Origin of the sequence: Parablautia muri (genome assembly GCF_009917485.1) — a bacterium.
Taxonomy (GTDB): domain Bacteria; phylum Bacillota; class Clostridia; order Lachnospirales; family Lachnospiraceae; genus Suilimivivens; species Suilimivivens muri.
Genome location: NZ_QZDT01000168.1, coordinates 1 through 1,243, shown reverse-complemented (window position 1 = coordinate 1,243; position 1,243 = coordinate 1). Strand labels below are relative to the sequence as shown.

At 31.8% G+C, this 1,243-nt stretch carries 2 protein-coding genes; one reads left to right on the top strand and one right to left on the bottom strand.

The genetic code is table 11. The annotated features are described in order from the left end of the window. Positions 1 to 511: 511 nt before the first annotated feature. Positions 512 to 742: a DUF6061 family protein gene (locus tag D5281_RS24970; protein ID WP_160562540.1), complete on the top strand. Its 231-nt coding sequence runs from the start codon at positions 512 to 514 to the stop codon at positions 740 to 742. Positions 743 to 1,011: 269 nt separating this feature from the next. Here the strand turns inward: D5281_RS24970 and D5281_RS24965 are convergent. Beyond that, positions 1,012 to 1,243, bottom strand: a 232-nt coding sequence (locus D5281_RS24965) for a hypothetical protein (RefSeq protein ID WP_160562539.1), incomplete at its 5' end; no start/stop codon positions are given.

Genomic DNA, 1,243 nt, shown 5'->3' with positions numbered 1-1,243 from the left:
CCGGACGCTCACTTTGTTCAATTAGGTCAAATCGAAAATGGTGTAAACGAAAGGGCAGTTCACTGGAATGCCAAAACTGCTTTTTCGTTTACACCATCATCGATTCTAACCTAAAGAATTTACTAATTTCTTTTGGCAAATTTATCAATAACATTGTCTACCCAAAAAGTAATAAAGAAATCAGCAATCTCTGCAAACAGATTAACAATGAAATCAACCATATAAGTTTCCTCCAAATCCTGATTGTGATTTGATGATTTTTAAGGGAAATATTAGCTGTTATATTTTGTTATTAAAATCTCCGCTAACCCTTGAAAACACTAAGTTTGTCGTAGGTGAGCTTTCCCTTACTGTTTCCCTTGTGTTATATCTTCCCATAGGGTATTGTGAACCCTGATAAGGGAAAAAATAAGGGAAACAAACTCATATAAAACATTATAACATAAAATATACGGGGATTGTAAACTGATTGGAATGCTTTCAAAAAAATGAAAAGAGGATAAAAATAAATATGATTTACGCAACATATAATATCCACCATAATAGTATTGATGTATACACCTATGCAGGTTACTTTTTACGGATAGACTGCAATAAAGCGGAAGAAAGCTTGAAAACTACTCCCTGCTCTAAATGTGCCTTAAATGCTTTGGCAATAGATGAACCACTTGAATATGCAAGATTATATCTTGAGGGAAATATACAGATGTGGGTGGATGTGGAAGATTCATTCGATCTATAGGATTCTTTTTATAACTTAACAGAGCTGTCGGATAATGTAATTTTCCTGCAATATAGGTAGTAATATCTGTTACTTCAGCTTATATATTAGAAAGATTGTCTTATTTACGACAGCTCTCATTAATAAAATATCACTTTCAATCATACTGAAAATCGATAATATAGATGTGCTCCTTTACCAAAATGCTTTTAGGTAGGATTCTTTCTATGTTTTTCACGTAATTATGCATTTGTAATTCAACAAAGTTTACATCTTTGTGTTCTACTTTATTATTTTACATTTATATAGTATTTTTCAATAAAGATTTCAATTATTGCACTATAAAGCAATTCCATGTGATGGCAAAAATCCGCCGATGCAATATTTATGCTTCCATTCTCAACATAATTTTCATATGCACAACCTCCACCAGTGTGCTTTATATTAATTAACTCAAACTTCGCACTTGAATAAGTGCCTATGCACCTTGAAAATTCAATAAAAACTGGCAATAAAATAGCA

Excerpts from the sequence above, each read along its gene's own strand:
- D5281_RS24970 (WP_160562540.1), top strand. The coding sequence starts at position 512 with ATGATTTACGCAACATATAATATCCACCATAATAGTATTGATGTATAC.